This is a genomic window from Luteibacter sp. GL_149 (assembly GCF_057834065.1).
In genome coordinates, this window is record NZ_CM174395.1 from 4,650,123 (window position 1) to 4,673,561 (window position 23,439).

The 23,439-nt window shown below is 65.0% G+C and carries 24 protein-coding genes; 9 read left to right on the top strand and 15 right to left on the bottom strand.

The genetic code is table 11. From position 1 onward, the window contains the following. Positions 1-14: 14 nt before the first annotated feature. From AC3IR3_RS20345 to AC3IR3_RS20355, 3 genes are all read right to left on the bottom strand, one after another. Positions 15-1,475, bottom strand: coding sequence for an efflux transporter outer membrane subunit (locus AC3IR3_RS20345; protein ID WP_489194857.1), 1,461 nt, complete (start codon positions 1,473-1,475; stop codon positions 15-17). A 23-nt stretch (positions 1,476-1,498) separates the two neighbouring features. Further along, positions 1,499-1,951: a MarR family winged helix-turn-helix transcriptional regulator gene (locus AC3IR3_RS20350; RefSeq protein WP_489194859.1), complete on the bottom strand. Its 453-nt coding sequence runs from the start codon at positions 1,949-1,951 to the stop codon at positions 1,499-1,501. A 90-nt stretch (positions 1,952-2,041) separates the two neighbouring features. Then, positions 2,042-2,281: a hypothetical protein gene (locus tag AC3IR3_RS20355; RefSeq protein ID WP_489194861.1), complete on the bottom strand. Its 240-nt coding sequence runs from the start codon at positions 2,279-2,281 to the stop codon at positions 2,042-2,044. 142 nt (positions 2,282-2,423) lie between these two features. Here AC3IR3_RS20355 and AC3IR3_RS20360 point away from each other — a divergent pair, with 142 nt between their 5' ends. Further along, positions 2,424-3,212, top strand: coding sequence for an AraC family transcriptional regulator (locus tag AC3IR3_RS20360; RefSeq protein ID WP_489194863.1), 789 nt, complete (start codon positions 2,424-2,426; stop codon positions 3,210-3,212). A 275-nt stretch (positions 3,213-3,487) separates the two neighbouring features. After that, positions 3,488-3,862: a hypothetical protein gene (locus AC3IR3_RS20365; RefSeq protein ID WP_489194865.1), complete on the top strand. Its 375-nt coding sequence runs from the start codon at positions 3,488-3,490 to the stop codon at positions 3,860-3,862. 162 nt (positions 3,863-4,024) lie between these two features. Here the strand turns inward: AC3IR3_RS20365 and AC3IR3_RS20370 are convergent, their stop codons facing one another. After that, positions 4,025-6,421: a S9 family peptidase gene (locus AC3IR3_RS20370; RefSeq protein WP_489194867.1), complete on the bottom strand. Its 2,397-nt coding sequence runs from the start codon at positions 6,419-6,421 to the stop codon at positions 4,025-4,027. 129 nt (positions 6,422-6,550) lie between these two features. Between AC3IR3_RS20370 and AC3IR3_RS20375 the strand changes: the two genes are divergently transcribed. The 5 genes from AC3IR3_RS20375 to hemC all read left to right on the top strand — a co-directional run bounded on the left by AC3IR3_RS20375 (position 6,551) and on the right by hemC (position 12,447). Continuing rightward, positions 6,551-8,644, top strand: coding sequence for a prolyl oligopeptidase family serine peptidase (locus tag AC3IR3_RS20375; RefSeq protein ID WP_489194868.1), 2,094 nt, complete (start codon positions 6,551-6,553; stop codon positions 8,642-8,644). A 334-nt stretch (positions 8,645-8,978) separates the two neighbouring features. After that, positions 8,979-9,647 carry an alpha/beta hydrolase gene (locus AC3IR3_RS20380; RefSeq protein ID WP_489194870.1) on the top strand — a complete coding sequence of 223 codons (669 nt, stop codon included), beginning with the start codon at positions 8,979-8,981 and terminating at the stop codon, positions 9,645-9,647. Between the two features lie 45 nt (positions 9,648-9,692). After that, on the top strand, positions 9,693-10,760 hold the full coding sequence (locus AC3IR3_RS20385) for a sensor histidine kinase (RefSeq protein WP_489194872.1): 1,068 nt from the start codon (positions 9,693-9,695) through the stop codon (positions 10,758-10,760). Then, complete coding sequence (locus tag AC3IR3_RS20390) at positions 10,738-11,451, top strand: LytR/AlgR family response regulator transcription factor (protein WP_489194874.1); 714 nt, start codon at positions 10,738-10,740, stop codon at positions 11,449-11,451. The genes AC3IR3_RS20385 and AC3IR3_RS20390 overlap by 23 nt, the downstream gene beginning before the upstream one ends. 72 nt (positions 11,452-11,523) lie before the next feature. Further along, complete coding sequence (gene hemC / locus AC3IR3_RS20395) at positions 11,524-12,447, top strand: hydroxymethylbilane synthase (protein WP_489194875.1); 924 nt, start codon at positions 11,524-11,526, stop codon at positions 12,445-12,447. A gap of 172 nt (positions 12,448-12,619) precedes the next feature. On the opposite strand, the gene AC3IR3_RS20400 is transcribed toward hemC, so the two are convergent. Further along, a complete protein-coding gene (locus AC3IR3_RS20400; RefSeq protein ID WP_489194876.1) occupies positions 12,620-13,465 on the bottom strand; it encodes a DUF481 domain-containing protein in 846 nt (281 codons plus the stop codon). Between the two features lie 118 nt (positions 13,466-13,583). Next, positions 13,584-14,450 carry a hypothetical protein gene (locus tag AC3IR3_RS20405; protein WP_489194878.1) on the bottom strand — a complete coding sequence of 289 codons (867 nt, stop codon included), beginning with the start codon at positions 14,448-14,450 and terminating at the stop codon, positions 13,584-13,586. A gap of 277 nt (positions 14,451-14,727) precedes the next feature. On the opposite strand from AC3IR3_RS20405, the gene AC3IR3_RS20410 reads away from it, so the two are divergent. Both AC3IR3_RS20410 and AC3IR3_RS20415 read left to right on the top strand, forming a co-directional pair. Continuing rightward, positions 14,728-15,708: a helix-turn-helix transcriptional regulator gene (locus tag AC3IR3_RS20410; RefSeq protein WP_132145522.1), complete on the top strand. Its 981-nt coding sequence runs from the start codon at positions 14,728-14,730 to the stop codon at positions 15,706-15,708. 10 nt (positions 15,709-15,718) lie between these two features. Further along, on the top strand, positions 15,719-16,678 hold the full coding sequence (locus AC3IR3_RS20415; RefSeq protein WP_489194879.1) for a patatin-like phospholipase family protein: 960 nt from the start codon (positions 15,719-15,721) through the stop codon (positions 16,676-16,678). Positions 16,679-16,740: 62 nt separating this feature from the next. On the opposite strand, the gene AC3IR3_RS20420 is transcribed toward AC3IR3_RS20415, so the two are convergent. The 9 genes from AC3IR3_RS20420 to AC3IR3_RS20460 all read right to left on the bottom strand — a co-directional run bounded on the left by AC3IR3_RS20420 (position 16,741) and on the right by AC3IR3_RS20460 (position 23,349). After that, positions 16,741-17,457 (bottom strand): glycosyltransferase, encoded by a 717-nt coding sequence (locus tag AC3IR3_RS20420; protein ID WP_489194881.1) that lies wholly within the window; start codon positions 17,455-17,457, stop codon positions 16,741-16,743. 80 nt (positions 17,458-17,537) lie between these two features. After that, entirely contained in the window at positions 17,538-18,269 is a 732-nt protein-coding gene (locus AC3IR3_RS20425) for a DUF3379 family protein (RefSeq protein WP_489194883.1), read from the bottom strand. Beyond that, positions 18,266-18,799 (bottom strand): sigma-70 family RNA polymerase sigma factor, encoded by a 534-nt coding sequence (locus tag AC3IR3_RS20430; protein ID WP_132145530.1) that lies wholly within the window; start codon positions 18,797-18,799, stop codon positions 18,266-18,268. Before AC3IR3_RS20430 ends, AC3IR3_RS20425 begins: the two co-directional genes overlap by 4 nt. 29 nt (positions 18,800-18,828) lie before the next feature. After that, entirely contained in the window at positions 18,829-19,692 is an 864-nt protein-coding gene (locus tag AC3IR3_RS20435; RefSeq protein WP_132145532.1) for a ParB/RepB/Spo0J family partition protein, read from the bottom strand. Positions 19,693-19,700: 8 nt separating this feature from the next. Further along, entirely contained in the window at positions 19,701-20,540 is an 840-nt protein-coding gene (locus AC3IR3_RS20440) for a ParA family protein (protein ID WP_132145534.1), read from the bottom strand. Positions 20,541-20,610: 70 nt separating this feature from the next. Beyond that, on the bottom strand, positions 20,611-21,243 hold the full coding sequence (gene rsmG, locus AC3IR3_RS20445) for a 16S rRNA (guanine(527)-N(7))-methyltransferase RsmG (RefSeq protein WP_489194885.1): 633 nt from the start codon (positions 21,241-21,243) through the stop codon (positions 20,611-20,613). 67 nt (positions 21,244-21,310) lie between these two features. Next, on the bottom strand, positions 21,311-21,745 hold the full coding sequence (locus AC3IR3_RS20450) for an SPFH domain-containing protein (protein ID WP_132145538.1): 435 nt from the start codon (positions 21,743-21,745) through the stop codon (positions 21,311-21,313). Between the two features lie 285 nt (positions 21,746-22,030). After that, a complete protein-coding gene (locus AC3IR3_RS20455) occupies positions 22,031-22,963 on the bottom strand; it encodes an ExeA family protein (protein WP_489194887.1) in 933 nt (310 codons plus the stop codon). Then, positions 22,960-23,349, bottom strand: coding sequence for a hypothetical protein (locus tag AC3IR3_RS20460; RefSeq protein ID WP_489194888.1), 390 nt, complete (start codon positions 23,347-23,349; stop codon positions 22,960-22,962). Before AC3IR3_RS20460 ends, AC3IR3_RS20455 begins: the two co-directional genes overlap by 4 nt. Positions 23,350-23,439: the final 90 nt, after the last annotated feature.

Below are 23,439 nucleotides of genomic sequence, written 5' to 3' on the forward strand. Positions count from 1 at the left end.
AGCAGCCTCGGGACTTAGTTATTGACTGGCGCGACGGCGGCGACCGGCTGGTCGCCCGCCTCGGGGCGGAAACCGCCGCCGAGCGCCTGAATGAGTTGGACGGAAAGATCGACCTGCTGCGAACGCAATGCGGCCATGCGCTGCTCGGACTGGAGCAGTTGCTGGCGCACGATCAGCGATTCCAGATAGCTGCCGACACCGGCCTTGTAACGCTGCTGCGACAAGTCGTAAGCCTGTTGCGCGGCGTCCTGGGCGCGTTGCTGCGCGTCGATCTGCGTGGTCATCGAAGTCAGGCCCGACAGGTCGTCGGACACTTCGTTGAGCGCGCCGACCAGCGTCTTGTTGTACTGCGCGACCGCCAGGTCGTAATCGGCGTCCTTACCGGCGAGGTTCGCACGCAGGCGACCGCCGTCGAAGATCGGGAGGCTGACCGCCGGGGCGACCTGGTAGAAACGGTCGCGCGAACTGAACAGACCTCCCGACCCGCCGCTGACGAGAGCGCCGAGAGCGCTCAGGCTGACGTTGGGCAGGAACTGGGTTTTTGCCGAAGCGATGTCTTTCGACGTCGCTTCGACGCGCCAGCGTGCGGCGACGAGGTCGGCGCGACGGCCGACAAGCTCGGCGGGTAAGCTGGACGGAACGGCAACCGCCGCCGGATTCAGCGTCGCCGGACGGGCGATATCGAGACCGCGATCCGGCCCCTTGCCCAGCAGGACGGCCAACTGGATACGGGCGGAGTCGATGTCGCGTTCGGCGACCGCCACTTCGCGCTCGGCGCTGGCGACTTCGGTCTCGCCCTGCTTCAGCGTGATCTGGTTATCGACGCCGGCGGCAACGCGCTGACGGGTCAGGTCATAGGACGCTTTGCTGCGGTCGAGCTCGGCCTTGGCCACGTCGAGCTGCGCGAACGCATAACCGAGCTGCGAATAGGCGCGGGCAACGTTGGTCGACAATTCGATACGCGCTGCACGTGCATCGATTTCCTGCGCGTGGGCCGAGCCCACCGCCGCTTCCCATGCGGCGCGCTTGCCACCCCATACGTCGAGGTCCCAGCTGAAGCTGGCGTAGCCGTACTTCACCCATTCGAAGTGGCCGCCGATGGGCGAGGGGATCAGCGAGTTCGGCAGACGGGCACCCGCGAGGCTGGCGCCGGCGCTCAAGGTCGGTTTACGCGTGGCGTCGGCCGCACCGGCCTGCGCCTGCGCCTGACGCGCGCGGGCATCGGCCGAGGCGAGATCGGGGTTGTCCTTCAGCGCTTCTTCGATCAGTCCGTTGAGCTGGCTGTCGCCGAGTCCCGTCCACCAGTCGGCGGCCGGCCACGCGGCCGGCGACACGGCGACCTTCGACAGGCTGCGCTCGGCGTGAAGCGAATTGGGGTCGGTGAGGGTACCGTCCGGATGCAGGCCGCCGCTGCTTGCGCAGCCAGCAAGAACCAACGCCATTCCGGTGGCCGCCACGAGTGTGTGCAGACGCATAAGTAATTGCCTGGGCAGAGTTTCTAATTGCGAAGGGCGTTGAGAACGCGCTCTAGATAGTCGTGCAGACGATCGCGCTCTTCCTGATTCAGATCGCGCTGGGCGCATTCCAGCGTGGCGACGTTGCTCTCATGCATGTGTTTCCAGAGTGCTTCGCCGGCTTCCGTCAGTTCGATGCGCAGCGCACGGCGGTCCTGCTCGTGCGGTTGCCGGCGCAGATACCCTTTCTTTTCCAGCTGATCGAGCAGGCGCGTCATCGCGCCGCCGTCCAGATCGATGGCGCGGGCCAGCTCGGTGGCGGACATCGGGCCGCTGAAGGCCAGCCGCTTCAACACCAGGAACTGGGTGAAGCGAAGTCCAACCCCTTGCGCGGCCAGCTCGGTCTCAAGCCGACGGACGATCTCCGTGCGGACCTGGCCGACCAGGGCGCCGAGGCTGTCCCGGCCGTCGATCGGAAAGCAATAGGGGGTGTTCATGGCCGCGTATTCTATTGCTCACAATATAGTTGTCAAGGCAAATAACCCAATGACAGCTAAATTGAGTAATTTCTCAGTTCGCGGCGAGACTCATCCGAGCTCGTCCGCGATCAGGGCGGCCAGGTCCTCATCGCGAATCTGGAATAAATCGAACACGCCCAAGGCCTTGAGGGTCGGCAGCTGGGCCAGCAAGCGCGGCTCCAGGGTTCGCCGCAGCGCCTCGGGTGTCATCGGATCGAGCATTGCCAGAGCACAGGCAACGAAGGTGGTCAGGGCATCGGGCGCTTCGTTACCGCGCTCGACGACTTGCAAACGGGCATGACGGTGCATCGGAATCTCCCACGGGGATAGGGGGAACCGGCCTTCAGCTTGCGCGTGGGTTCGGTCGCCCAATAGGGCGAGCGAACATCCTAGGTGCGGAACGTGGCGTCCTGATATCGTTATCGGGTCAACTTATGTCGAGAATCGGCCAATGCTGCACGAACTGCTGATGCAGGCGCTGGAACGCGCCGACGGACCGCCGCTGATCGCCTACCGCGCGGAAGGAAACATCCCTCTAACCGAATCGGACTGGCACCGCCACGTGCGCGGCCAGTTCTTTTACGTAGAGGAGGGCCTGTTCATAACGCGTACCGAGAGCGGCTCGTGGCTGTTGCCGCCGCATCGCGCGGGCTGGTTGCCTCCGGGCGTGCTGCATACGGTCAGCATCGCCGGCCCCAGCCGTGGCTGGGGGGTCTTCATCGCCCCCGATGCCGCTGTCGGATTGCCGGATCACACCTGTGTCGTCGGCGCGAACGATTTGCTCCGTTCGCTGGTTGAGCGCGCAGCCAGCTGGACGTACACCGACGACCTCGTACCCGAGCAGGAACGCATCCTCTCGGTACTTCTGGACGAAATCCGCCGCGCGCCCGTCGAATCGCTGCATCTCCCCATGCCCATCGACCGTCGCCTGCGCCGCGTCGCCCTCGCGATGATGGAACACCCCGACGACACGCGCGGCATCGAGGACTGGGCAACGTGGGCAGGCATGTCGTCGCGCACGCTCAGCCGGCTGTTCCGTCAGGAAACCCAGTGCAGCGTCGCCCAATGGCGCCAGCAGGCACGCCTCACCCGCGCACTGGAACGCCTTGCGACAGGCGAGGCGGTAGCGACCGTCGCCGATGCGCTGGGCTATGCAACGCCCAGCGCATTCGTGGCGATGTTCCGCAAGGCATTCGGCGAATCGCCGGGACGGTATCTGGCCCGGCAGGCTGCTGGATGATGCCGCAAGCGAACTGTCGTTCGCCGTCGTCATGGCGCTATCCGGAGAGGCCGTTTCGAAGTGGTCACCTCTCCATCTGGCTCCCGTTCGCCATCGTGGCTTGTGTGGGCTTTTCGGCGGCCATTCGCGCGCAGGACAACTTTCGTCTCGCGCCTCTCCCGCTTTCGTCTTCAGCGGATGCGGCACGTAACCTGCGACTGGACGATGCATTCAGGCACCTCGATGAAGTGCAAAGTCGCCATCCGGTCGATAAGAGCCGCCCGCAGTGGCGGCCTGTGTCTGCCCGGGTCTATCTGCTCGATGCAACGAATAGCGCCGCCGTTTCCATGGCGGCGAGCATCGAGCGCGATGGCACGCGCGTCATTCTCGGCATCGTCCCAACGGAAAATCCGCGGAAGGCATGCGCATCCGGCAAGCATGCCGACTCTCTGTACAAGATCGGAGGCCGGGACATGCATTTTCAGGCAACGTGCCTCGATGGCGTCGCTGCTTACATTCCACGCACAGAGATGGATCGGGCGTTTCTGGCCTCGCTTGCCAGAAGCGGTCACGTGGACATAAGCGGAGCTGGCGTGACCCGCGCGACTTTCGACCTTGCCGATCTTGAACTTGTCGACGCCGCGCTTCGTGTCGTGGCGTTGCAGTACTGAATACCTTGTAGGAGCCCGCTTGCGGGCGAAGGCCAACGGAACGGTGAAGATGTGGGTTGCATCCGCAGCCCGGGTATCGGGCTTACGGATGTGAGCATCCGGCTTCCTCGCCCTGTCGGCTTTCGCCCGCAAGCGGGCTCCTACAGGAAGATGTAGCAGTCGTTACTGGCCCAGCTTTTCGCGGAACAGCTCGTCGATGCGGCGGTATTCGTCGTACCAGGAATCCGGGTGTACGAAGCCGTGCCGTTCCATCGGGTACAGCGACATCCAGAAGTTTTTCTTGTGCAGCTCGATAAAACGCTGGTACAGGCGGATCGAATCGCTGGCGAGTACGTTGTCGTCGATGAGGCCGTGCATGATCAGCAGCGGATCGGCGAGTTTGTCCGCGTATTCGATCGGCGAACTGGTGCGATAGGCCTCGGGGTCGATCTGCGGATCGTTGAGGATGTTCGACGTATATTCGTGGTTGTACGTCGTCCAGTCCGTGACCGGGCGCAGCGCGGCGCCGGCCGCGAATTCGCCCGGTGCGCGCAGCAGCGACATCAACGTCATGAAACCGCCGTAGCTGCCGCCGTACATGCCTACGCGCTTCGGATCGACGCCCTGGTTCTTCACCAACCACGCTTTGCCGTCGAGCAGATCGTCGAGTTCCGGGTGACCCATATTGCGGTAGATCGCGGTGCGCCACGCACGGCCGTAGCCTTCCGATGCGCGATAGTCCAGATCGAGAACGACGTAGCCGCGCTGCACGAGCAGGTTATGGAACATCTGCTCGCGGAAATACGCCGGGTAGGACAGGTGCACGTTCTGCAGATAGCCCGCGCCATGCACGAAGATCACGGCGGGACGGCCGCTTGCCCGCGCGGCATCCGCCGGTCCGTAGAACTTCGCCCAGATGGTACCGGCGCCATGCGCCGAGGGCACTTCGACGATCTTCGGCGCGATCCATTCGCGCGTTTTGAAATCCGCTTTACGCGTATCGGTCAACTCGCGGGGAGCCGCCCCTTCGACGCTCACCGCGGCAAGCTGCGAAGGCATGTACGACGTCGAGTGCAGCACGGCGAGATGCTGGCCATCCGGCGACAGGACGAAGTCGTCCATGCCTTCGTAATGCGTTACCCGCTGCATGTCGCCGCCGGTGGCCGCGACGCGGTAGATGTCGTAGCTATACGGCGCGGTCCGGTTGCCGCGCAGGTAGAACCAGCGGCCGTCGTCGGAAAGAACCGGGTGGCTCACTTCGAAACGTCCGGACGTCAACGCCTTCGCCGATGCACCGGCCTTGCGCGTATATAGCTGCGAATAGCCCGATTCCTCGCTGAGGTACCAGAGCGTGCCACTGTCTTTCAGCCAGCCGAAATCGTTGAAATTCCAGTTGATCCACGCCGTATCCGTCAGCCGGTGTTCGCTGACCAGCGTGTGATGCGCGAAATCGACGGACGCGATCCAGCGATCCTTGTTGTCGATGGCGCGCAGTTCCACCGCGACATGGCGACCGTCGTCGCTCCAGACGACGCCCGGACTGTAATCGGCGTTGACGATGACCGGCCGCACCGCGGGTGCCTTCAGTGCATCGGCTTCGTCGTTCTTGCCCGCCTTGCGCAACGCGGCGGCGCTCTGGGAACGCAGCGCGGCGAGCGGGTCCTGGCCGATACCCGGCAGTCCGTCGGTTTTCAGGGCATAACGCTGACGCGAACCCAGATCGAACAGCAGCAGCGACTGCGGCGCCGGGTCCTTGCGGCCGACGTACGGACGGACGTCCTCGTCCTCCGCATAGCCCGAATCGGTGACGTAGTGGGTGAGCTTGGGTGTCTTGCCCGCGTCGTGATCCTTCGGCTCGGTGATCACGAGCATCCAGCGGCCATCGGGCGACAGTTCGGTGTCGACGATTTTCAGATCCTTGCCGACGTACAGCGGACGCGGTGCGCGGCCCGGATCGGCGGCGGCGAGATCGCGTTCGGCGTCGCGCTTCGCATCCTTGTCGGCCTTCAGCTTGCGCAAGGTGCTGAAAAGCGCCTGCTGGCCGTCTTCGAGCGTATCGGTGGCTTTCTCGTCCGGGTCGTCGCCAGCCCGCAACACGACCGCGGGGGCCGCCACGGCGGCGGCGATGTCATAGGCGAACCAGTCGTTGCCGACGCGGTACTGAAGCGTGCGGCCATCGGCGGAGAACCGCGGCGCCGTTTCGTCGTCGCTGGTGCGCGTGACCTGGATGGTGCGCCCGCCTTCGCGAAGGAACACGTCGCCATGACGGATGAACGCGGCACGCCGATGCTCGCGGTCGAACACCGCCTGGCCATCGGCGGTCGCCACGGCGGCCGGGTCGAGGCGTTCGGGCGCGCCGCCCGAGGCGGATACCCGCCACAGATCGCGTACCGGACTGCCATCGCGCTTCAACGAGTAGTAGATGGTCTGCCCGTCGATGCCCCAGTACGGCTTTTCGACCGCCTGCCCGATCCAGTCGGGATTGGCCATGATCTTTTCCATGTCGAGCGGTTCGACAGTGGCGGCCATGGCGGAACCGGCGCCGAGAGCGGCGAGGAGGGCAACGACGAGGGAACGCATGCGGGACTTCCTGCGGGCAAATAGGTCAAAGCATAGCCGAGCGGCCGATGACCGCAACCGCCAGGGGTCCCGCTGACGGGAGGGCGGCACAGAGGTACCCTCGGTGTTTTCACCCCGTGGAAGACAGACATGCGGTCCACCGTCCCCTACCTTTTCGCGGCCGCGCTTGCGCTGGCCGGCACCGCGCACGCCGCGACGTCCCAGGCTCCGGCCACACCGAAGCGCGTGGTTTCCGAAATGCTGGCCGGCATGCCGGTCAACGACCCGTACCGCTGGCTGGAAGATGCGAATTCGCCGGAAGTGAAGACGTGGATCGAGGCGCAGAACGCGCACACGGAAGCGACGATCGCGGCGATGCCGCACGGCAAGGAACTATCGGCGCGTATCCGCGAACTGGCGATTACGTCCACCACACGATCGTCGCCGACACTCGCGGGCGGCACGTTGTTCTATATGCAGAACACGCCGCCGCAGCCGCAGCCCGTACTCGTCGCGCAGAAGTGGCCGGACGGCCAGCCGCGCACCCTGGTGGATCTCAATGCCAACGGCGGCGGCACGGCGATCACCGAATACTGGCCTTCGCCCAGCGGTCGTTACCTCGCGTACGGCACGGCTGAAGGCGGTAGCGAACTGACGACGATCCATGTACTCGACACGGAAACCGGCAAGGCGTTGAACGATTCGCTGCCCTACGCCGGCGGCGGCACGACGCCGCAGGGTCTGGCGTGGGACGCGGACGAAAAGGGCTTTACCTATGTGCGCTTCGACGCACCGAAGGCCGGCGCCGAGGTGAAGGAGTTCGACGCGACGCTCGCGCATCATCGCCTGGGCGATGCCGTCGCGCTGGATAAAACGGTGTTCGGCAAGGGCTATTCGAAAGTCGCCGAATACATCCTGCTCGAAGCGCCCGGTGGCAAGGACGTCGCCGTCCTCGCGAACGAAGGCGACGGCGGTCCGGCCGAGGTATATTTCCGTCGCGACGGCAAGCTCGAGCGAGTACTCGGCCGCGATGCCGACGTTCGTTCGGCCAGCTGGGTCAACGGCCGGTTGTTCGTGGTGGCCTTCGAAGGCGCACCGCGCGGCAAGATCGTCGCGATCGACGCTTCCGGCAAACACACCGATGTCGTGCCGCAGGGCGATACCGCCATCCAGCACGTGGCGCCCCTGGGCGATGGTTTCATCGTGACGCGCAGCGCCGGTCCCGACTGGTCGGCCGAGCAGTACGACGCCAGCGGAAAACTGGTGCGTCGCGTACCGCTGCCGGCCAGCGGCGTTTCGATCAACGGCATCGCGTCCGAATCGGGACAGGACAAGGCACTGATCACCTACGCCGGCTGGACGTCGCCGACTCGCTGGGCGGAATACGACGGCAAGAACGGTGCACTGAAAACCGTGTTCGAAGTGAAAGCCGCGGCCGACTATTCGAAGGTTCGCGTCACGCGCATCGATGGCGTATCGAAGGACGGCAGCAAAGTGCCGGTGACGATTATCGCGATGGACGGCGTGCAGGCGAACGGCAAGCGCCCGACCATTCTGTACAGCTACGGCGGCTTCGGCATTCCCGTCACGCCGGGCTTCGTCGGCGCGAACCTGGCATGGCTGGAACGCGGCGGCGTGCTTGCCTACGCGAATATCCGTGGCGGTAACGAGTTCGGCGAGGGCTGGCACGAGCAGGGCCAGAAGCTGCTGAAACAGAACGTCTTCGACGACTTCTACGCCGCCGCCCAGGCGTTGGTGAAGACCGGCTGGACCGACACGAAGCACCTCGGCATCCTCGGCGGCAGCAACGGCGGCCTGCTGATGGGGGCGTCGCTGGTCCAGCATCCGGAGCAGTACCGCGCGGTGGTCGGCAGCGTCGGTATCTATGACGTGCCGCGCCATGAGACGGCTTTCGCCAACGGTCCGTATAACGTCAGCGAGTACGGCACCGTGTCCGATCCGGCACAGGCAAAAGCCACGCTGGCGTATTCGCCTCTACACAACGTCAAAGCAGGCACCGCGTATCCGGCCGTCCTGCTCACGACGGGTGCGAACGATCCGCGCGTCGCGCCGTGGCAGTCGCGGAAATTCGCGGCGGCGCTGCAGGGCGCGACTACCTCGGGGCAACCCGTGTTGCTGCTGACCCGCATGAACGCGGGTCACGGCATCGGTGCGCCGTTCAGTCAGCGCGTAGGTAACGCTGCGTTGGCGATGACGTTCTTTGCGACGGAGTTGGGGTTGTAAAGTTCCTTCGCGAACGGAAGGACATGGCGCACGCGATCTCGCTTTAAGAGCGTGAACGGACCCGATCGCGAAAGCTCTTTGCATCGCACTGGGTCCCTGCCTGCGCAGGGACGACGAGGCATTGATGAGGCTGATCTGTAGTTCACAGCGTCCCCGGATTCGAAAACATACCTATCCTTCACCGTCGTCCCTGCGCAGGCAGGGACCCAGTGCGACAACTAACGGAAGCACGTGGCGCGCATGGCCTCGCTTTTAAGAGCAGGAACAAATCGGGACGAGGCCTGTCGAGTCGGCTGATACCATGCACAACCCGCACCAATCCGAGTCAACCCCCATGCCCCTGCCCACCGTCGAACAAGAAACCGGCGCCCAGCCGACGCATGCGATTCTCTGGCTGCACGGCCTCGGCGCGGACGGTAACGATTTCGCACCCATCGTGCCCGAGCTCGTCGACGATGCATGGCCGGCGCTGCGCTTCGTGTTTCCGCATGCACCGGTGCGGCCGGTCACGGTCAATAACGGCATGCCGATGCGTGCTTGGTACGACATCAAGGGACTCGCGCTGGCGGACAAGCAGGACGCCGAGGGTATCCGCGCATCGGTGGGCGAAGTCGAAGCGCTGATCGCCAGGGAGATCGAGCGTGGGATACCCGCATCGCGCATCGTGCTTGCGGGATTCTCGCAAGGCGGCGCGATCGCTCTGGCTGCCGGGCTTCGTCATACGGCCACCCTTGCCGGCATCGTGGCGCTGTCCACGTATGTGCCGATGCACGAGACGGTGGAAGCGGAACGCCACGGCGCCAACCACGAGACACCCATTTTCTGGGGCCACGGCACGGCCGATCCGATCGTTCCCATCGCGCTGGGGACCCTGTCGCGCGACACGCTCGTGGCCCTCGGCCATCGGGTCGACTGGCATACCTACCCGATGGGTCATCAGGTCAGCCTTCAGGAGATCGCCGACCTTCGCGCGTGGTTGGGCAAGCGCCTGACGAACGGGTGACGAAGCGCACGATGGCGCCGCGGCCCATCGTGCATACTCCGCGCCATGTCGACCAGCACGCCAACGCCCGAACGCACGCGCGCCGCATCGGCGGATCTTCCCGACTTCTGTAGCCTGCCGGTCCTGTTCGCGTTGCTGATCGTCGGTGCGCTGACCGTCTCCCTGATGTGGCTGGCGCCGGGCAACGATTCCACCCTGCGCGGCTACTGCGTGGCGATGCTGTTCGTGGTCTGGCTCGCCATGCTGCTGACGGTCGCGCTGTGCAAACTTCGACCGTGGATGCAGCGTCTGTCTGGCCTGTGGCCTTATGCGGCCGTCTGGTTGCTGCTGGTATCGACGGTGCTCGTATCCAGCACGGTGGTCGCATGGCTCGATCACGCCATCGGTACCGGTCTGACGCCTCCCTCGCTGTCCGGCTTCGTGCGCGACTGCGGTATGGCCACCGGACTGCTTGGCGCCGGACTGCTGCGTTATTTCTATGTCGTGGCGCAATGGCAGGCACGTCTTGCCGCCGCCGCGCATGCCCAGGTGGCCGCTTTGCAGGCGCGGATTCGGCCGCACTTCCTGTTCAACAGCATGAATACGGTCGCTGCGCTGGTGCGCGTCGACCCGGACGCCGCCGAGCGCACCGTGCTCAATCTCGCCGAACTGTTTCGCGCGGCGCTTGGCAGCGATACGTCGGCGGTGGGAACGCTTGGCGAGGAACTGCTGCTGGTCGATCGTTATCTGGAGATCGAATCGCTGCGCCTCGGCGGTCGTCTGCACGTGGAACGCGATGTCGATGTACCCGCTGGGTTGCCGCTCCCGTGCATGTTGCTGCAACCGCTGGTGGAGAACGCGATCCGTTACGGCATCCAGCCGCTACGCGAAGGCGGGACGATCCGGTTGACGGGACGGCGGGTGGATGGCGGCATCGAACTGGTCGTCGACAATCCGCTTCCCGAATTGCCCGCCGCGGGCGGTACCGGACACGGCCTGCGTAGCGTGCGCGAGCGTGTCGCCTATCATTTCGGTGCACGCTCCCGAGTAGACGTCGCGTCCGGAAACGGGCGTTTCGTCGTCACCATCCATTTGCCGGAGACCACGCCGCATGCGCGTCCTGATCGCCGATGACGAGCCGCTGGCGCGCGCACGGCTGGCGACGCTGCTCGCCGGTGCCTCCGATGTGGAAATCGTCGGCAGCGTCGCCGATGGCGAGGCCGTGCTGACGGCATGTGCCGACCGCCAGGTAGACCTGATCCTGCTCGATATCGAAATGCCCGGTATGACCGGCACCGCGCTCGCGCGGCGCATCGCTGGACTGGCGCAGGTACCGCAGATCGTGTTCTGCACCGCGTACGACCAGCACGCCGTGCATGCGTTCGATCTGGGCGCAACGGATTATCTGCTGAAGCCGGTGCGTCCCGAACGCCTGGCCGAAGCGCTCGATCGCGTCCGCGAGCGACGGACGGCGCGCCCGCCTGGCCAGGAATCGTGGCTACGCGCGCGCGCGGGCAGCGAGGAAGTCCGTGTCGCTCTTGCCGATATCCACTACCTGCTCGCGGACGAAAAGTACGTGGCCCTGCACCACGCCGGTGGCGCCTGGTTGATCGACGAGTCCCTACGCCAGCTAGAACAGGCGCATGGCAGCCGGCTGGTGCGGTTGCATCGCAACTGCCTTGTTCCCCGGCAGCGGCTGCTGGGCCTGAAAACCCTGGCCGATGGCCGGGTGCTGGCCCGGCTGGCTGGCACAGAGGTCATGCCCGAGGTCAGCCGGCGCAATCTTGCGACCGTGCGCCAGTTGCTGCGCGCACCGGGCGTGTGACGTCGGGCCGCGCTGCGCGGCCGGGTGAATTGCGGGACAATCCGCGCCTGCCCGTTCATACCCAGGACTCCGATGATTCAGCCGCTACGCATCGCCACCCGTAAGAGCGCGCTCGCGCTTTGGCAGGCAGAGCACGTGGCCGCGCTGCTGCGTCAGGCCCATCCCGGCCTGCAGGTCGAGCTGGTTCCCATGAGTACGCGGGGCGACGAAATCCTCGACCGTTCGCTGGCGACCATCGGCGGCAAGGGGCTGTTCCTCAAGGAACTGGAAGTCGCGATGCAGGAAGATCGGGCCGATCTTGCCGTGCATTCGCTGAAAGACGTTCCCTCCCAACTCGAACCGGGCTTCGTGCTGTCCGCGATCCTGCCGCGTGCGGATTCCGCCGATGCGTTCGTCAGCGTGCACTTCGCCAATCTCACCGAACTGCCGCATGGTGCGCGTGTCGGCACCTCGTCGTTACGGCGGCAGGCGCAACTTCGCGCGGTGCGGCCGGATCTGCAATTGCTGGATCTTCGCGGCAACGTGAATACGCGACTCGCGAAACTCGACGCCGGCCACTACGACGCCATCGTGCTTGCGTGCGCCGGACTCGAGCGGCTGGGGCTGGCCGATCGCATCAGCTCGCGCCTGATGGCCCCGGAATGGTTGCCGGCGCCGGGCCAGGCGGCTATCGCCGTCGAATCCCGCGCGGGCGACACGCGCGTCGCGGAACTGATGGCCGCACTGGACGATCCGGAAACCCGTCTGGCCGTCGATGCCGAGCGGGCGATGAACGAGGCGCTGGGCGGCAGCTGCGCGGTGTCCATCGGTGCGTGGTGCGTGGTGGCCGAATATGGCCTGACGCTCCACGGCCTGGTCGGCAATGCGCACACTGGCGAACTGCTGCACGCGCAAGCCGACAGCAACAACGATGCCCCCGTGGAACTGGGGCGTACGGTAGCGGCGATGCTGCTGGAACTGGGCGCCGACGAATTCCTGACGCCGCATCGGGCCTGAAACGACCGGCTCTTTGTAGGAGCCCGCTTGCGGGCGAAAGCCAGCAGGGCGAGGGAAACGGATGCCCACATCCGCGAGCCCGATCTATAGGCTGCGGATGTCACGCACATCTTCACCGCTCCGTTGGCCTTCGCCCGCAAGCGGGCTCCTACTCCCATAGCGGCACTTTCGATCAGAAGTTATAGACGAGGTTCGTCGTCATCAGCTTGTCCGTGGCGACCGTGCCCGGCTGCGTATTGCTGTTGTAGCGGATCTGGTAACCCACCTTCAGCGCCATCTTCTGCGTCATGCTGACCGACACACCGACGTCGTTCTGGTAGTACTGATTCTTGGAGCCCGCTTCGACCAGCAGCGTATCTTCCAGCGCCGTATTGTCCGTCAGACGGTATTTGGCGTTGATCAGGCCACGGCCGACGGCTTCGCTTTCGGCGTTCGGCTTATACGGTTCGCTGATGGTCGCACCCGGATTGGCGGGATCGGCAACTTCACGCGTGGTCTTGGCCGGCTGGTAGCGCTTGAAACCGGGACCGATTTCGAACGACAGCTCCGCCCGTTCGTTCTTGAGCGCGATGTAGCCGTAGCCGATCGAGACGATGCCCTGCCAGAGGTTCGCGCCGAAGTCGTCGTGCTCGTAACGGGCCGCGGTCACCACGTAGCTGCGCGGATCGAACTTGTAGCCCACCGATGCGCCGGTGTCGTAACGGTTCGCGGTGGTGCTGAATTTGTCGATGGTGTTGCCCGCGGCGTCCTGCACATCGACGTTGCCCTTCGAGCGCAGGCCGTTGAGGTAGAAGTTATTTTTCCAGACCTCGTTTTCCTGGCTAAGGCCCAGCTTGGCGTTGGCGTTTTCCGAACGCGAGTTGCCGCGAGCCGATGCGAAACCGAACTCGCCCGAACCCGACCAGCCGCCATTGTTGGCGGCATTGCCCGACGGCGCGGCCGGGGTCTGGAAATCGTCGGCCTGAGCGGCCAACGGCAACGCAACCAGGATGAGTGCGGCGAGAGTAAGTTTGTTCATCGTCTACCCGAGTATTTGAAAAGAAAGGTGAAGTTTTGCGCGGTCCATGGGGGAACATGGACCGCATTGGCCGCCTGGACGGCCATGTCTGAAGACTGAGCGTAGTGCGTAACGCGCGTTACGTCTTCGATCCGTCCAGCGCGAAGGCATAGGCGTAGCCATAAAGGCGTTGCTCGAGGCATTGACCGACAACGCAGCTTAACGCCGCCAGACCGGCGACACCGGCATGCATGCCCCCGCCGTGCACGACCAGCAGCAGACAGGGAAGTCCGACCGAGAGCGCCGCGGCCGCGAAACGTCGACCCAGCAACGATACAGGCGACACCCCGGGCTCCAGCCGGACGATGGCGCCACGCTCTTCGGCAAGGCGCCGCAACGCCTGCCAGCGCGTGCCTTCGACGACGCCAAGCACCAGGGCCACCGCCAGCAACGCCAGTCGCCACGGGCTGACCGGGTCGATCGGCACGTCGGTCTGAAGGTCAACGCACAACCAGAACCACAGGCCACCGGCGAAAACGGCGGACACCGTGCGACCCAGCGGAAGCACATTGGCCAACGACGCCACGCTTACCGACATCCGCCGCGACACGCCGCGCGCCGTGTAGATCAGGGTCGCCAGACTGCACAGCATCAGCGCCGCGCCAGCCAGACGGGTCGCCCAGAAATCGTTCTCGCCCCGCGCCAGACCCGCCAGCGCCAGCATCGGCAGGTAGTTGGCCATGGCCACCATACCCTCGCGGGTCGGCATCGTGCGCTTCAGGGGATTCCATCCATGCCACTCCGGCGCGAAGCGCAGATGCATGCAGGCGGCGATCAGACCCAGGCTGACCAGCACGAGACCGAGCGCCAGCGGCGCCAGGACTTCACCCCGTCCGTCGCTGTACAAACCCAGCGCCAGCGCGGTACCCAGGACCATCCACAGGCCGTAACCCGTCGCCGTCGCTACCTGGAGCAGGACGCCGGAGAACGAAAAGAGAGTCTCCATGCGGACAGCGTCGTCCGACCGGCCCGACGCGCCGGCGTCTGCATAAGACGCATCGTTATGTTCCGCCATGGTCGGGGAGACGCCCTTGTGGCGAACCGCAAAGCCTACATTTTTGCGCCGATCGGCATTCGACGCAACGCCGGGCCTTCCGGCGCTTGCGGTTCGCGAAGGCCAAGGCCATGCTTGGCGCCTCGCAGGGCACGAGACCGTAGATGCACACGTCACGCCCCCGCGGACACACTGCAGGGCCTCTTTCGCGTCACAGCCGGCGACTTCCATGGACCGCTACGAGCGCATTCTTACCCTCCACCGACTGCTGAAGTCCGCGCACTATCCGGTTCCGCTTTCGCGCCTGATGGACGAACTGGAATGCTCGCGCGCCACGCTCTACAGGGACGTAGCCTTCCTGCGCGACGGTCTGGGCGCCCCGGTACAGAGCGTTCCGGGCGAACAGGCGTCTTTCCGGTACGAAGCCGAGCAGGGCGACAGCTTCGAGCTTCCGGGCCTATGGCTGACCAGCGACGAGCTTGCCGCCCTGATGGCGCTGAACGAGCTGATCGGCCGTTCGGACCCGGGCGTACTCGCGGGCGCGCTCGCCCCCTTCAAGGCGCGCATCGAAAAACTGCTGTCGGATCACGGCAGCGGCAAGGCGCTGCCCGTCGATCGCATCCGCGTCATTTCGTGGGGCGCGCGCAAGATGGACCAGCAAGTGTTCCGCATCGTGGCGGGCGCGGTGCTGGAACGGCGCCAGCTACGCTTCCGCTATCGCGCACGCACCACCAATTCGGACAGCGGCCGCACGGTGTCGCCACAACGCCTGACGCATTACCGCGACAACTGGTATCTGGACGTATGGGACCACGACCGCGAAGCGCTGCGTAGTTTCGCCGTCGACCGTATCGTCGATCCACGGCCGCTGGACGCACCGGCACGCGACGTCGAGGACGGCGAACTGAACGATATGCTCGCATCCAGCTACGGCATTTTCGCCGGCAAGCCAAAGGCATGGGCCACCATCCGTTTTTCCGCGCACGCGGCGCGCTGGGTGGCCGACGAGCACTGGCATTCGCAGCAGCGCGGCGAATGGATGCCCGATGGCCGCTATGAACTGAAAGTGCCCTACTCCAATTCGCGCGAACTCCTGATGGACGTACTCAAATACGGGCCGGACGCCGAGATCGTGGCGCCCTTGCCGTTGCGCGAGGAAATGAAAATCCTGCTCCAGCTGGCCCTGACGGGTTACCAGCGCACCCATTGAGTCCACCTGCATGAGTGATACCGATATCGCCGCATCCGGTGCGGTTCCGGCCGTAAGCGGCGCCTCGCGACGTCCGCGCGTCGCCCTGGCGCTTGGCGCGGGCGGGGCGAAGGGGCTTGCCCACATCGGCGCGATAGAAGAGCTGGAAGCGCGCGGCTTCGAGATCGTCGCCATCTCGGGAACTTCGATGGGCGCCCTGATCGGCGGCATCTACGGCATGGGCAAGCTCGATATCTACCGGGACTGGGTCTCGACGCTGGCGCGTTTCGACGTGCTGAAGCTGGTCGACTGGAGTTTCTCCGGCGGCGGCTTCATCAAGGGCGACAAGATCATCGGCGCACTACGCGAGCTGATCGGCGAGGTGAATATCGAGGACCTGTCCATCGGCTATACGGCGGTGGCCACCGATATCGATCGCGAACGCGAGGTCTGGCTGACGCGCGGCCCGCTCTTCGACGCCATTCGCGCATCGATCGCCATTCCCACGATTTTTCGTCCGCACCTTGTCGGCGGACGCCGGTTGGTCGACGGCGCGCTGCTCAATCCGTTACCGGTGATGCCCCTGATGCGCGAGAACGCCGACTACGTGGTCGCCGTCAGTGTCGACGGTGCGGCGGAACTGCCGATACCGCCGGAACGCGATGCCTCGATCGCGGGCGACCAGAACAGCTACCGCCACAGGATCGGCGCGTTCCTCGGACGGGTCATTCCCCATGCCGATGCCAGGCCGAAGGATCCTGGCGCGTTCGATCTGATGACGCAGGCCATGGACCTGATGCAGTCGAACCTGTCGCGGATTCGTCTGGCCGCCTACCAGCCCGACCTGCTGATCGAAATTCCGCGCAACGTGTCGACGATGTATGAGTTCTACCGCGCCCGCGAACTGATCGAGCTGGGGCGCGAACGCACGCGCAAGTCGCTGGACGCATGGCAGCCGGCGATGGAGCTGGAGCTGGATCACCGGGCCTGACAGGCGCGCGATTGTGATCGCTGTGGGAGCAAATAGCCCGCGGCAAATCTTGCTGGTCCCGCTCAGAGCTCTTCGGTACGCGTGACCTTGCCCCGGCGCATCAGCCACGCCACGCCGCGCAGGTCGGCCAGGCCGACCCACAGACGATCGAGCATGCCGTACTTCGAGGTACCGGCCGTGCGCGGACGATGGCCGACCGGCACGCTGATATTGGCGAAGCCCGCGCGCTTGACGAGCGCCGGCAGGTAGCGGTGCATGTGGTCGAAGTAAGGCAGGCGCAGAAACACTTCGCGCTCGAACAGCTTCAGACCGCAGCCGGTGTCCGGCGTGTCGTCGCGCAGCATGCGCGAACGGACCGCGTTGGCGATCTTCGACGAGATGCGCTTGTTGAAGCTGTCGCGCCGGGTGACGCGCCAGCCGGCGAACAGACGCACGTCGGGGCTGGCGGTTTCGCGAGCCGCGATCAGCTTCGGGATATCCGCCGGATCGTTCTGACCGTCGCCGTCGAGCGTGGCGATCCACGGCGATCGCGCGGCGCGGACGCCGTTCCATACGGCCGTGCTCTGGCCGCTGCGGGTGATGTGACGGATAACCCGCAGTTCCGGGTAGTCGGCACGCGCGGCTTTAAGTACCGCGACGCTGTCGTCGGTGCTGTCGTCGTCGACGTAGATGATCTCGAAGTCGATCCGGCCGCGCAGGGCCGATGCGATCTCGGCGAGAAGCGGTGGGATGTTGTCGCGCTCGTTGAAGACGGGCACGACCACGGCGAGCTGAGTCATCGCTTGAGGATCCGGGAGGGGTCGGGGCGACATTATCCCTTATGGAGCGGGGGTTGGGGATGGGTACCCGAACGGCCCCCTCAGATCTGGGTCAATACCGGACCGCCCGCCCCGTCGATCGCCATCCGCCAGCCCGCCTCGGCAGCGTCCAGCGCACGCGGGTTCGCGTTCTGCGCCAGCACCACCAGGGTGCCGTTGTTCAGCGGAATCTCGCGCCCCGTCCAGCCGTCGCGACTGAAGTCGTCCGACTTGTCGATCATCTTGCCGGGCATGTACAGCGCGACCACGGGCTGGTCGTCCACCCGCGTCACCACATGCACGGCCTTGTACGGGCCTACCTGGCAGTCGTGCACATAGGTGACTCCCGCCGGCATCGGTCCGCGCATTTTCGTGCCGCGTTCGGCGAAGCCCTCGGCGACCATCGTCTCGCCGATGGGTTGGGTCAGGGCAAGCGCCGCACGCTCGATCGGCATATGCGCGACCGCCAGCGCCGGCAGCGAACCGGCCTGTGCCTGTTTCCACATGACGGTGCCGCCGCCCACGGCGATCAGCACGCTGGCCGCCAGGGCCATCCAGCCACGGCGGCTGACCATCTGCCGGCGGCGCACGCCGGTCGCCTGGGCGAGCAGGATGCGGTCGGCCAGACCGGCCGGCACCGGCACCGCCATGGCTTCGGCCAGTTCGTCCTCGAAACGCTGGGCACGCTGCCAGAAGGCCATGCATTGCGCGCATTCGTCGCGGTGAGCCAGTAGTTCCGGATCGTGCGAGTGCGGCTCGGCCGTGATGCGGCGACGGAATTCGAGGCAGTTCATGAAAGGCCTCCTTCGGCCGCGGCCCGTCCGCCGAGCAGCGACTTCAGTCGCTGGCGCGCACGGAACAGCTGGGTCATTACCGCGCCGGGCTGCTGCTCGGTGGCGACCGCGATCTCGTCGCAGCTCATCCCTCCAAGCACCTGCATCGCCAACGGCTCGCGATATTTCTGGGGCAATTTCATCATCGCGTCGCGCACGCCCGCGGCATCGCCGCTGCGTTCCGGGCTGGCCCACGCGGTGTCTTCGGGTACGGAGTCGTCCAGCTCCACGGTATCGAAACGTTTGCGCTCGTACAGACGGGCATGCTCGCGGCGCAGGATGGTGATGAGCCAGGGCTTGGCCAGTTCCGCGTCGCGCAGCGAATCGAGGTTTTTCCAGGCACGCAGAAAGGTTTCCTGCACGAGATCCTGAGCCAGGGTTTCGTTACGGCACAGCCAGAACGCGAACCGGTAAAGGTCCGCGGACCAGGCCCGCACCATGGCTTCGTATTGTCGCTGCTTCGGATTCACATCCTTATGGACCGGAGCCATGGCTATTTCCTTTCAGCGACGGGGTGGCTCTACCGAACCTTGCTCAGGATGCCATCGAGTTCGTCGAGGCTGTGGTAGTGGATGACCAGCTTGCCCTTACCGCCACGGCCCTGCGCTACTTCGACGCGGGTAGCGAAACGTTCGGCCAGTTCGCGCTCCAGATTGGCAACGTTCGGGTCCTGTGCGGCCGTCTTCGCCTTGCCCTTCGGCGCCACCTGGGCGCGACGGGCGGCTTCTTCCAGTTCGCGCACCGTCCAGCCGTTGCGCGCGGCTTCCAGAGCCAGCGGTTCGGCAATCGTGGCCGGCAGCGTCAGCAAGCAACGGGCGTGACCCATTTCCAGCTTCGATTCGTCGAGCAACTGCTTGATCGACGCCGGCAGTTCCATCAGGCGAAGCATGTTGGATACGGCGGCGCGCGAGCGACCGACGGCATCGGCGGCCTGCTGGTGGGTCAGATCGAATTCGTCGATCAGGCGCTTCAGTGCCTGGGCTTCTTCCAGCGGCGTCAGTTCCTGGCGCTGGATGTTTTCGATCAGCGCCATCGCCAGCACGGACTGCTCGGGTACGTCCTTCACCAGCGCGGGAATCTCGCTCATGGACGCGCGCTGCGCCGCGCGCCAGCGGCGCTCGCCGGCGATCAGCTCATAGCTGTTCTTGCCGATGGCCCGCACGACGACCGGCTGGATGAGACCCTGGGCCTTGATCGATGCCGCGAGCTCGTCGAGCGCTTCGTCGTTCCAGTGGCGACGCGGCTGGTACTTGCCGGGCTGGATCTGCTGGATAGGCAGCAGGCGCAGCTCGCCTTCCTGTTCGACCACGGACGGACCGCTGTCTCCACCGCCGAGCAAGGCGTCCAGACCGCGTCCGAGGCCACGTTTCTTCGCTGCTGCCATGAAAACTCCTAGTGGGTCGTCGGCGCGACGTCGGGCGCCGAACCGGCCGCGGCGTCTTCGGCTTCGCGCGCATCCTCGGCGGCCTGATTGCGTTCGCGACGGATAATTTCGCCGGCGAGGCCGATGTAGGCGATGGCGCCGCGCGAACCGCGGTCGTAAAGATGAATGGGCTGACCGTGGCTGGGCGCCTCGGCGAGGCGCACGTTGCGCGGAATGATCGAGCGCAGCACCTTGTCGCCGAAATGCTGGGTCAGCTGGGCGGAAACTTCATTGCCAAGGTTGTTGCGCACGTCGTACATGGTGCGCAACAGGCCTTCGACTTCCAGCGCCGGATTCAGGCGCTGGCGTACGGCCTTGATCGTATCGAGGAGGCTGGACAGTCCCTCCAGCGCGAAATATTCGCACTGCACCGGAATCAGCACGCCGTCGGCGGCCGTGAGCGCATTGAGCGTCAACAGGTGCAACGAAGGCGGGCAGTCGATAAGAATCGTCTGGTAGCGGTCCGCAACCTTGGCCAGCTGTTCCTTCAGGCGATGCTCGCGTGCGAGACCGTCCATCAGTTTCAGCTCGGCAGCCGTCAGATCGCCATTGCCCGGCATCAGGTCGAAGCCCGCTTCGGTGCGGACCAGCACGTCGTCGATCGAGACTTCGTCCAGCAGCACTTCGCAACCGTTGGGCTTGGCCTGGTGCTTGTCGACGCCCGACGCCATGGTGGCGTTGCCCTGGGGATCCAGGTCGACGAGCAGCACCTTGCGCTTCGCAGCGGCGAGCGCCGCCGCGAGGTTCACGGATGTGGTGGTCTTGCCGACGCCGCCTTTCTGATTGGCGACTGCGATGATGCGGGCCATGAAGTCGTCGATGCCGTGCGCGGAAAGGGCGCTAGCGTAACATCGACCGCCCATCGGACCCTAGGAGCGATCAGCCTTCGCGGCGGATCACGACCAGATGCCGCTCGGCATCCAGCCCGGGGACGCTCAGCAGATGGATGCCTTCCACGCGGAAACCGGGCGGCACGCCGTCCAGTTCCTCCGCCGGATGGCGGCCCTTCATGGCCAGCCATACGCCATGGCGCGCCAGCAGGTGACCGCCCCAGCCCAGCATGTCGGCGAGGCTGGCAAAAGCGCGGGCGGTGATGCAGTCGAAGCTGCCCTCGACGCCTTCCACACGGCTCTGGACGGCGTGGGCACGGGTGAGCTTCAGCGAACGGATGGCCTCGCGCAGGAAGCGAACCTTCTTGCCGTTGGAATCGACCATCGTCACCTCGCGCTCTGGCGCGGCGATGGAAAGCGGGATGCCCGGCAAACCCGGTCCGGTACCCAGGTCCGCCAGCGTCGCGCCTTCCACGAAGGGAGCGATCGCCAGCGAATCGAGCAGATGGCGCGTGACCATCTCGGCGGGATCGCGCACGGCGGTCAGGTTATAGGCCGAATTCCAGCGGTGCAGCAGCTCCTGGTAGTCGAGCAGGCGCGCAACGGCGCCGTCCGGCAAGGACGTACCGAGCGCGGCAATGCCACGTTCGAGCTGGGTTTGCAGAAGATCGCGCCCGGACATGCGGCTACCTGGAGGAACGGCGGGGCGGGAAGTATCGTGGGGTTGGCCGGCGTAAGCCAGCCGGAGATTACGCGGCGGCGTCGAGTTCGACGCGGGTAACCAGCATGCCGCTCTCGCGCAGCGAGCCGTTCATGGTTTGCTTGAGCAGGTTGCCCGCCATGCGACGGTCGGCGATTTCCATGGCGGCATCGTGCAGGGCATCGACGGCACGCTTGCGGATCATTTCGTCGGCCCGGTCGATGACCGCGTCGGCCCGCTCGGGCTCCAGCACCTGCCAGTACACGGTGCCGCCGTCGAAACGGAGCACCTGGCCGTTGAGGTCGATCTTGTGGGAAACCCGCTCGAACATGGGCATCACGACATGGGTACCGGCCGTCAGAAGAGCGACCTGGCCGCCCAGGCGACGCACGCTATAGACCTTGCCTTCCGGAATGCGCTTCACCGACAGCGCCGCGAGAGCGACGATGCAAAGGGCGAGGCTGGTGAGGATGGGAAGGTACATAGCGTTATAATTCAGTTAGTTACCAGTTATTCCTGTTCAGATGGTCGTCGTATGACGGGCATCTCGATGAATACGGCGTGGTTAATTCTAATTTAACGCGAGTGGTTAACGCTAGCTTTACATACCGCCCTATTCAGTTAGCGGTCGGTTTGGTCAAAACTTGAGCAGTTGGTGATCCGGCAATCCGCCCTGCTGTCGTCCCTGCGCAGGAGCGACGGTTCAGGAACCACGATTAGGGAATAGGCGCGTTGCGCGTCGATTACGTAGTCACCTTCGCCGCAGCAACTATGTCCGGCCGAAAAGTGCCCACGCCAGAATGACGGCGAGCAACGCCGACATCGCAATGGCGACGAATGGTTCCCACGTGACGTCGATGCCACGTCTGCGCTTCAGCGGAAGTACGCCCGCTTCCGCCGACGCCGCGCGTAATAGTCGTACGTCGATGCCGCCATTCGTCGCGGCCAGCACACCGTAGAGGCAACGATCCATCACCAGATGGATACGCCGCGGATTGCCGCGGCTGTCTTCGTACAGTGCTTTATGTGCGGCTGAGTCCAGTGATATCCGCCCTGCCGCACCCGCCGTGGCGAGGCGGTAGTCCACATAGCGCCGCGTCTGTTCCGCATCCAGCGGCTCAAGTACGACATGCTTCACGATGCGCGTCGTGAGCTGACGGATATCTTCCCGCGCCAACAAGGTCCGCAACTCCGGCTGGCCGCAAAGTACCACCTGGAGCAGCTTCTCCTGACCGGTTTCCAGATTGGACAGCAGACGCAGCAGCTCAAGGCTTTCGACCGCCAGGTTCTGTGCGTCGTCGATTACCAGCACACAGATCGCCATCTCATTCCAGCGCCGCACGAGGAAGCGATTCAACGTGTCGATATCCGTGGCCATATCGGCTGCGGACTCCAACCCGAAGTCGCGCAGGACGGCGGCAAGCAGGGCACTACCCTGCAGGAACGTATTGAACACGAGCGAGACGGTGACTCCGCCTCCTTCCAGGGTGTCGAGCAGATGCCGCACGAATGTGCTCTTGCCCATGCCGACCTCGCCCGTCAGCAGCACGAAACCTTTTCTCTCGCGCAGACAGTGGGTGACTTCCGCCAGTTCGCGTTCCAGCGCGGGCGTGTGGAAATAGCATTGCGCATCCGGCGTGGGCGGAAACGGCGGCCGGGTCAGGCCGAGCTGGGACAGGACGTTTCCGGCAAGCGGGTTCATGGCTGCATGACCTCTACTGTGCGCAGCGTGTTGTCGCCAATGAGCGAAACCGGCAAATTCATGCGTGCGCGGGCGAGCCGCTGACGCCTACCCGTCGCATCGCCACCAGCGGTTACTCGTGCCTGCGACGCAGGCACCGACAACGGTTGGACTTCGACAATGGCAATGTCGTTGCGCAGGACGAAGACCGCGCACGAAAAGGCGAACCCGGCCAGCGCAGCCAAGGGCATGCCAAACCACAGTCCGTGGCTCGGCCGGACGGCGCGGGTCAGGTCCACGGTAGGCAAGGGCATACCTGGAGCACGCGCGTTCTCCTCCGACTGCATCCGACGCAGTGCGCTGTACATCAGGCTCAATGGATCCCCCGGTTTACAGGCTCGCGACATGCGGGCTCTATAGAGGTATGCGCAGGCGTCGGCCAGAACCCGCCACACCGTCTTCACATTTGATGTACGCTGCGCGACGGAAGGGGCGGT